This is a genomic window from Alterinioella sp., assembly GCF_058343375.1.
The window spans coordinates 36,766-45,026 of the sequence record NZ_JBTUJH010000015.1; the positions used below are offsets into that span (position 1 = coordinate 36,766).

Sequence of the window (8,261 nt, forward strand, 5' to 3'; positions counted from 1 at the left end):
GCTGCTACTCTCTCGTTTTCAGGGCCAGGACCAGGTCAGCCCGGTCGATATCGCGTTTCACCAACCAGCCCGAGGTGACAGCCGCACCGATCACCACCATCGCGGCAAACCCATAACTGGCCGGGTCGAAATACGCCGGGATCTGGTAAAGCTCGCTGGAGAATCCGGCCGCGATACCGAAGGACAGATAATAGCCCATGACACTGCCAAGCGGTAGCGCAACCATGGTCACGACCGCAAGTTCCCCCAACAATACGAACGCGGTCTCACCCCTGGTAAAGCCGATCACCCGCAGGCTTGCCAGATCGCGGGACCGCTCGGCATAGGCAATGCGGGCGGCGTTGTAGACGATGCCAAAGGTAATCACAAAGGCAATTGCCCCCATGACATAGCGAATTGCCCCGGCACCGGAATTCATCAAGGTCACAATTGCAGCTTCGGCGTCCGATGTCAGGCTGACTCCCGCGACCGTCGGCATATTCTGCAAGGCCCGGTAGATATCCTGGGCGCGGTCCTGATCTATCGACAGATAGGCCCCCGAGACGCGGTTTGGTTCCCGCAAGGCGCGGTTCAGGGCACCCAGTTCCATATAAGCGGGCGCGCCAAGCAGGCTTTCGGCCACCGCCGTTACCGGGATCTGCAGGTCAGGCTGGCGGCCTTCGCGGATCTCGACCGTCAGCATTTCACCGGGCCGGATGTCCAGAATGCCGGCCAGCGCCGTGGACAGAACAATGCCGCGCCCCTGCAGGGCAATGACGCCCAGATCGGCATCCAGGGCGCGAAACAGCTGCGCCTGCGGCATCAGGCCCGAGACAGTTCCGCGATAGGTGTTGAGCCCGTTGCGCAACACCGCAGGCACATGGCGCACGGGTTCCACCAGGGTCACGCCCGGCATCCGCCGCAACTCGAATATCGTGGAATCAGCGACCGCATGGGTAAAGCCGACCGTCACATCGCTGCGGTCGATGACATTGAAGGTCAGTTCGATGGCGCGGTCATAACCGACAAAGATCGTGATCATCGACACGCTGAGCGCCATGCCCGAGGCGATACCGATCATCGCGCCCGCCATGCGTCCGGGTTGGCGCGTGATGCGGCGCAATACCATGCGCGAGGGTTGATCCAGCCAGGCCCCGATCCAGCGCCCAATATGGCCTGACCGGCTGTAATCGGGCGGGGCCGGGGGCCGCATTGCGGTCGCAGGCGTCAGCGCAAAGACAGAGCGCAACACCATCAGCCCGCCGACGGATGCCGACAGAATGCTGACGCTGACGCCGGTGACAAATGACGCCGGATCAAGCTGGAACACCAAAAACGGGAACTTGAAATAATTGGCATAGAACTGGATCAGCGCCCGGCCCCCCGCGATACCCAACAGGCACCCGGCCAGGGCACCGCCGATTGCAATCACAATCACCATCTTGAAATAATGCGCGCCGGTTTCGAAATCGGTGTAACCGAAGGCCTTCATCAATCCGATTTCCTCGCGCTCGGACTGCACCATGCGATTGATCACGATATAAAGCAGGAACGCCGCCACAGCGAGAAAGATCGGCGGCACGCTGATCGCCGCTCCCGCCAGCCCGATGATCTCCTGGCTGAGGAAGCGGTTCGAGATCTGATCAGCCAGCGGATAGGATCCGGTGCCGCCATAGGGGTCCAGAATGCGGTCGACCGCATCCAATACGGCCGCCTCATTGGTGCCGCGCGACAAGGACAGCAGCGCCTCGTTGAACGCGCCGTCCATGTCATAGGCGGCGGCCAGCGCCGAACGGCTCATCCAGATGACACCAAAACGCGCATCATCGGGGATCACTTCGCCAGGCGCGGTCGTATAAAGAAATTCGGGGGCCTGGGCCAGACCCACGATCCGAAAACTGCGCCGCGCACCGTTCATGGTCGCGGATATGCGGTCGCCGGGGCGCAAGCCATGCGCGTCGGCGAAGGATGCAAGCAAAAGGATTTCATCAACCCGGTCGCTGTCGATCATCCGCCCGTCCGACAAAAAGACATCGTTCAGCCGGGGCGCGCGCAGATCAGGCAGCGATACCGCCTGCGCCTGCACCGGTAAATCAACGCCGGCCAGATCTATCAGAGCCCTGCCGGTGACGCGCGGTTCGACCGCGCTTACCCCGTCAATCGCCGCCAGCCGCTGCACCAGCCGGTCGGGCGCGCGGGTCACGGGGGCGAACATATCCGCCAGACGGTAACGCTCGTAATAGGCGGACCGGGTTTCGTTCAGCGACGTGACCAGCCCCGACATCATCACCAGCATCGCGACACCGACCGCAATCACCATCCCGATGGCAATGGCCTGGCCCTTCATGCGCCACAGATCGCGCAACAGCTTGTGGTCAAGCGGGCTCACCAGTCGATCTCCTCGGGGGTAAGCTTTGTGCTGTTCACCACAATGTCTCGCACGCGGCCATCGGCGAAATGGACAACCCGGTCGGCCATCGCGGCCTGGCTGGCGGCATGGGTGACGATCAGCACCGTGGCACCCAGTTTCTGGTTCACGTCGCGCAGAACTTTCAGCACCGCGCGCCCGGTCATGCTGTCCAGCGCGCCTGTCGGTTCATCGCAAAACAGAACCGTGGGGTTCTTGGCGACGGCCCGCGCAATTGCCACGCGCTGCTGTTCACCGCCGGACAATTGCGCCGGGAAATGATCCATCCGGTCGCGCAGGCCGACAAGGTTGAGGGCCTCGCCCGGATCCATCGGATCGCGGGCAATCTCGGTCACCAGCTCGACATTTTCATGGGCGGTCAGGCTGGGCATCAGATTGTAGAACTGAAAGACAAACCCGACGTGATCCCGGCGGTAGCGGGTCAGTTGTCTGTCCGTCATCTGCGACAGGTTCCGGTCCTGAAAAAAGGCGTCGCCTTCGGTGGCGCGGTCCAGGCCTCCGATGATGTTCAAAAGCGTGGACTTGCCGCTGCCGGAGGGGCCGAGAAGGACGACAATCTCACCTTCGGGAATGTCCAGATCGACGCCGCGCAGGGCATGAACGGCCGAACGCCCCTCACCATAGACCTTGGTCAGCCCCTTGGTTGAAAAAATGGTCTTCTTCATCCGGCACTCGCAAAAAGATGTTCAGTTCCGATTGAACATACTGGACAGATTTTGGCGCTACGGCCAGTTTGTTAACGTCGCATGACCGGGCCATGTGCGCGCCACGCGATGGCGCCATTCTTGCGGTGGCGTTCCGGAATTGCGACCAAGGCGGTCGCATGGCCTTTTGTTTTTCGGCATATGGTGTAAATCAAACGGAAATTCGGCCCGAATGGCAAAATGCCGAATGTGGACAGGCAATCGGTCTCGGAGCTAAATTATGGATCAGGCCGAAAACTCGAAGCTCAGCGCAAGCGCCAAGCTGTCCGTCGCCCCGATGATGGACTGGACCGACCGGCATTGCCGCTATTTCCATCGGCTGATGACCCGCCACGCGCTGCTCTATACCGAAATGGTGACAGCCCCGGCGCTGATCCATGGCGACCGTGACCGGTTGCTGGCCTTTGACCCGTCCGAGCATCCCGTGGCCCTGCAACTGGGCGGCTCCGATCCCGCACAATTGGCGGCGGCGGCACGGATCGGGGCCGATTTCGGCTATGATGAGATCAACCTGAATATCGGCTGCCCCTCGGATCGGGTGCAATCGGGCGCGTTCGGCGCGGTGTTGATGGAACGCCCCACGCTGGTGGCCGAATGCGTCGCCGCGATGATTGCCGCCGCCCCCGTCGAGATTACCGTGAAATGCCGCATCGGCGTCGATGATCAGGATCCGGCCCAGGTGCTGCCGAGATTTCTTGAAACCGTCAGCGCAGCCGGCGTGACCCGGTTTGCCATTCATGCCCGCAAGGCCTGGTTGCAAGGTCTCAGCCCCAAGGAAAACCGCGATGTGCCGCCGTTGGATTATCCGCTGGTTCACGCCATGAAAGCAGATTTTCCGCATCTGCATCTGTCGGTGAATGGCGGGGTTGGCTCGCTCGATCAGGCCCAGGCCCATCTGGGCGCGGGCATGGATGGGGTGATGATCGGGCGCGCCGCCTATCACGAGCCCGCCAGGATTCTGCTTGGCGCAGATGGCGCGATTTTCGGGGCCACCGCAGCGGCGCGCAGCGCCGAGGATGTGGCCCTTGCGATGATCCCCTATATCGAGGCGCATCTGGCCGGCGGTGGCCGGCTCAACCAGATCACCCGGCATATGTTGGGCCTGTTTGCGGGGCGCCCCGGTGCGCGGCACTGGAAACGGGTGCTGTCTGAACGCGCCCACCGGCCCGGTGCCGGCCCCGAGGTGATCGAGGCAGGCCTTGGTGCCATTCGCCGCTTCGCCGCCTGAGCCCGCTTTCCATTCCCGCCCGCCTCTGCTTATCTGCCCGCACCCTCCAGCCCGGAAATTGCACGCCATGCCCGACCTGTCCGAGTTTCTGCCGCTCCTGCTGCTTATACTGGCCATCGGTGCCTTCGCGGGCGTGGTTGCCGGGCTTCTGGGCGTGGGCGGCGGTATCATTCTGGTGCCGGCCTTCTATTTTGCCTTCTCGGCGCTTGGCTATGACACGCCGGAACTTATCCAGATATCGCTGGCGACCTCGCTGGCGACCATCATTATCACCTCGCTGCGGTCGGTTCTGGCGCATCACCGCAAAGGCGCGGTGGAATGGGCCATCCTGCGATCCTGGGGGCCGGGCATTGCCATTGGCGCGGCTCTGGGCGTGATCGCGGCCAGCGGGCTGCGCTCCGAGATCCTGATGGGTATTTTCGGCGTTCTGGGCATTTGCATCGGCCTCTATTTCGGCTTTGGCCGCGCCGATTGGCGGTTGGGGGATGCAATGCCCACCGGTCTCATCCGCATCGTCATTTCGCCCATTCTGGGGTTTTTGTCGGTCCTGATGGGCATCGGCGGCGGCAGCTTTGGCGTGCCATTGATGAGCCTTTATGGCCGCCCCATCCACAATGCCGTGGCCACCGCCGCGGGCTTTGGCGTGATCATTGCGGTGCCGTCGGTTCTGGGCTTTCTGTTTGTGGGAGGCGACGGGCCGGGCAGGCCGCCCTTTACTGTGGGCCAGGTCAATCTGGTGGCGTTTGCCATCGTGGTTGCCATGACCCTGATCACCGCGCCCTGGGGCGTGCGGCTGGCCCATGCGATGGACCCCAGGCCCCTGAAACGGGTCTTTGCGGTGTTCATCATGGTGATGGCGCTCAACATGCTGCGCAAGGCGTTGGGCTGGTGAGCTGGCTGTCGGCAGGCTGGCAGGTGTTCGACCATGATCCGGCGCTGGCGGCAACTGCCAAGGCCCCGCCCGAGGGCCGCATCATCCTCTATTTCCGTCCAGAGCTGCCCGATATTGCCGACTGGCTTACTTTGCCTTGAGCGCGGGGAAAAGGCGCTTCGAAGCGCCTTTTGCAAGGGCTTTGCAAAGCCCTTTTCACGCAATTTCGAAATTGCGTCCCGCCCGCCTATTTCTCGGGAATCAATCCGCGCGGATTGAATCGCAGCATCAGCAACAAGAACACCCCCATCGTCAGCAATCGCATATGGGCTGCCGAATCGATCATCCGGTCGCGCAGCGGATTGTCCTCCGCCATTCCGGCGGTGATGAACTGCATCAGCCCCAGGCCAATGGGCTCGACCTGAATCCACAACCACCAGATCAGAAACCCGCCCAGAACCGCGCCCCAATTATTGCCCGACCCGCCCACGATCACCATCACCCAGACCAGAAAGGTAAAGCGCAGCGGGTTGTAGCTGGAGGGCACCAATTGCCCATCCAGCGTTGTCATCATCGCCCCCGCCAGCCCGACAACGGCCGATCCAAGGACGAAGATCTGCAAATGCCGCGCCGTGATGTTCTTGCCCATCGCCGCCGAGGAGACCTCATTGTCGCGGATCGCCCGCATCATCCGGCCCCAGGGTGAATGCAGCGCCTTCTGGCTGAACCAGATCAGCGTCAACAGCACGACAATGAACAGCGCGGAATAGCTCAGTTTTACGAAGACCGACGAAAAACTCACCACATTGGTGCCCAGGCTATCGGCCAGATTGTTGAACCAGCTGCTGTTTTGCAGGTCGATCTCATAGGGCACCGGGCGCGGCAGGCCGGTCACGTTCTTGACGCCGCGGTCAAGCCAATCCTCGTTTTTCATGATCGAGATCAGGATCTCGGCAATGCCGAGCGTGGCGATGGCCAGATAGTCCGAGCGCAGGCCAAGCGCCGTCTTGCCCACCAGCCAGGCCGCGCCCGCAGCAAACAGCCCGCCCACCGGCCAGGCCAGCACGATCGGCAGGCCAAGCCCGCCCAGATAGCCCGACAGCGCCGGATTGACACTTTCGATGGCATCGCGGGCCGGATCGAACAGCGCCCGGTAGATCACATAGCCCGCAATCAGAACGGCCAGCAACGCCACGGTGCGGATCAGGCCGCGCGGCAGGCGTTTCCAGACCATGATGGCCGACGCAATGGTCGCCGCCCCCGCCAGCATCGCCAGCACCATGCGCGGGCCACCGGCATTCCAGGCCTCGGGCACCGGCGGCATCGAGACCAGAACGGCGGCCAGCCCGCCAACCGCGACAAAGCCCACGATGCCGACATTGAACAGCCCGGCATAGCCCCATTGCATATTCACGCCCAAAGCCATGATCGCCGAAACCAGCCCCATGTTGAAGATCGCAAGCGCCGTGTTCCAGGACTGGTAAAACCCGGTCCCGATGAACAGCAGGGCGACGAACCCGAACAAAAGGATATTGCGTGGTTCAATCCGGCTCATACTGATTTCCCCTTGAACAATCCTGTTGGCTTGAACAGCAGCACAATCAGCAGGATGCCGAAACTGACGGCGAATTTATAGTCGGTGGACAAAAGCTGCATCAACCCCTCGGGCTGCCAGCTTTCCGGCAGGACATGGCCTACGACGCGGCGGAATGCATAGGTGACCGATATTTCCGAGAACGCAATCAGGAACCCGCCCGCAATCGCCCCGATCGGATTGCCCAGGCCGCCAACGATCGCCGAGGCGAAGATCGGCAGCAACAGTTGGAAATAGGTGAACGGTTTGAAGCTCTTATCAAGCCCATAAAGCACACCCGCCGTGGTTGCCAATGCCGCGACGATGATCCAGGTGATCAGCACCACCCGTTCGTGGTTGATGCCCGACAGCAGCGCCAGATCCTCATTGTCGGAAAAGGCGCGCATCGATTTGCCGGTGCGGGTGCGGTTGAGAAACCAGAACAGCACCACCACCACGAGAATGGCGGTGACCAGGGTAATGCCCTGACTTGTGCGAATGGCCAGCCCTTCCTCCAACCCGGTCAGGGCGCGGAAATTGCGCGCCGAGATGATGAAGCGTTCGCCATCGGCAAAACGCTGGTCATCGACGCCGATGATGAAGCGCACCAGCCCGTTCATGATGAACATCACCCCGAGCGAGGCAATCACATAGATCACCGGTTTCGCCTTTTGTTGCCGGTAGAACCGGTAAACCACCCGGTCGGTGCCAATCAGCAGCAGCGCAGTTCCCGCGATACCAAAGGGCAAGGCCAGCAGCGCCGTGGGCAGCGGCCCAAGCGATACGCCCATGCTTTGAAAGCCCCAGGTTACCAGGATCGTCACCATCGCGCCAAAGGCCATGGTGTCGCCATGGGCAAAGTTGGAAAACCGCAAGACGCCATAGATCAGCGTGACGCCAAGCGCGCCAAGCGCCAGTTGCGCACCATAGGCAGTGGCAGGCACAATGACAAAATTGGCCAAGACCACGATTGCGTTCAGCAGGTCCAAGGGGCACCTCCATGCGGTGTTATATGGCGGGCGGGCAGGGTCATCCTGTGGCCTCGCAAGGTCCGAAACAAGTCGTGCTCAGCACGATCAGGGGCAACGCGGCCAGTGTCATTCGACCATCCCTTCGCAAATGCCAAAGCCGGTCACGGCCTGGGGCCTGATCTGCGGCTGATGCAGCGTCAGCACCAGATTTCCGCCGGCCTCGACACTGATGAACTGCACCGCCTGAGTATCCGCGTTGACATGCAGCAGCGTGCGCAGCGTGGTGGGCTCAAGCGACCCTTCGGGGGCGGCAATATTGGCAATTTCGATGTAATCCGAGGGCAGATCCGCGTTCCAGTCGACACTCCAGCCATCGCCCGCATTGGTGATCACGATCTGCTGCTCCAGATCGGCGCAGGGCGAGACCCCGACACAGATAATGGTCAGGGAACAGGTCAGGCTGACCTCTTGTGCGGTGAGGGGCAGGGCCGGCAGAGCGGCGATGCC

Annotated in this window: 8 protein-coding genes; 3 read left to right on the forward strand and 5 right to left on the reverse strand. The window is 61.9% G+C overall.

Annotated features, from left to right (window positions below; all coding sequences use genetic code 11):
* Positions 1 to 4: 4 nt before the first annotated feature.
* Together ACW8PS_RS02655 and ACW8PS_RS02660 are read right to left on the reverse strand one after the other, a co-directional pair.
* Positions 5 to 2,368, reverse strand: coding sequence for an ABC transporter permease (locus ACW8PS_RS02655; RefSeq protein WP_491525714.1), 2,364 nt, complete (start codon positions 2,366 to 2,368; stop codon positions 5 to 7).
* Positions 2,365 to 3,072, reverse strand: a complete 708-nt coding sequence (locus tag ACW8PS_RS02660; protein WP_491525715.1) for an ABC transporter ATP-binding protein — start codon at positions 3,070 to 3,072, stop codon at positions 2,365 to 2,367. Before ACW8PS_RS02660 ends, ACW8PS_RS02655 begins: the two co-directional genes overlap by 4 nt.
* Before the next feature lie 259 nt (positions 3,073 to 3,331).
* Between ACW8PS_RS02660 and dusA the strand changes: the two genes are divergently transcribed.
* From dusA to ACW8PS_RS02675, 3 genes are all read left to right on the forward strand, one after another.
* Positions 3,332 to 4,339 (forward strand): tRNA dihydrouridine(20/20a) synthase DusA, encoded by a 1,008-nt coding sequence (dusA, locus tag ACW8PS_RS02665; protein WP_491525716.1) that lies wholly within the window; start codon positions 3,332 to 3,334, stop codon positions 4,337 to 4,339.
* 67 nt (positions 4,340 to 4,406) lie between these two features.
* Positions 4,407 to 5,231: a sulfite exporter TauE/SafE family protein gene (locus ACW8PS_RS02670; protein ID WP_491525717.1), complete on the forward strand. Its 825-nt coding sequence runs from the start codon at positions 4,407 to 4,409 to the stop codon at positions 5,229 to 5,231.
* Positions 5,228 to 5,371 (forward strand): hypothetical protein, encoded by a 144-nt coding sequence (locus ACW8PS_RS02675; RefSeq protein ID WP_491525718.1) that lies wholly within the window; start codon positions 5,228 to 5,230, stop codon positions 5,369 to 5,371. Before ACW8PS_RS02670 ends, ACW8PS_RS02675 begins: the two co-directional genes overlap by 4 nt.
* Positions 5,372 to 5,457: 86 nt before the next feature.
* Here the strand turns inward: ACW8PS_RS02675 and ACW8PS_RS02680 are convergent, their stop codons facing one another.
* The 3 genes from ACW8PS_RS02680 to ACW8PS_RS02690 form a co-directional block, all read right to left on the reverse strand.
* Positions 5,458 to 6,765, reverse strand: a complete 1,308-nt coding sequence (locus ACW8PS_RS02680) for a branched-chain amino acid ABC transporter permease (protein WP_491525719.1) — start codon at positions 6,763 to 6,765, stop codon at positions 5,458 to 5,460.
* A complete protein-coding gene (locus ACW8PS_RS02685) occupies positions 6,762 to 7,772 on the reverse strand; it encodes a branched-chain amino acid ABC transporter permease (protein WP_491525720.1) in 1,011 nt (336 codons plus the stop codon). The genes ACW8PS_RS02680 and ACW8PS_RS02685 overlap by 4 nt, the downstream gene beginning before the upstream one ends.
* A gap of 108 nt (positions 7,773 to 7,880) precedes the next feature.
* Positions 7,881 to 8,261: hypothetical protein (locus ACW8PS_RS02690; RefSeq protein ID WP_491525721.1), on the reverse strand; the 381-nt coding region annotated here is incomplete at its 5' end.

Bases quoted from the DNA above. Each gene is read 5' to 3' on its own strand.
- ACW8PS_RS02660 (WP_491525715.1), bottom strand. From the start codon at position 3,072: ATGAAGAAGACCATTTTTTCAACCAAGGGGCTGACCAAGGTCTATGGT.
- dusA (WP_491525716.1), top strand. From the start codon at position 3,332: ATGGATCAGGCCGAAAACTCGAAGCTCAGCGCAAGCGCCAAGCTGTCC.
- ACW8PS_RS02670 (WP_491525717.1), top strand. From the start codon at position 4,407: ATGCCCGACCTGTCCGAGTTTCTGCCGCTCCTGCTGCTTATACTGGCC.
- ACW8PS_RS02680 (WP_491525719.1), bottom strand. From the start codon at position 6,765: ATGAGCCGGATTGAACCACGCAATATCCTTTTGTTCGGGTTCGTCGCC.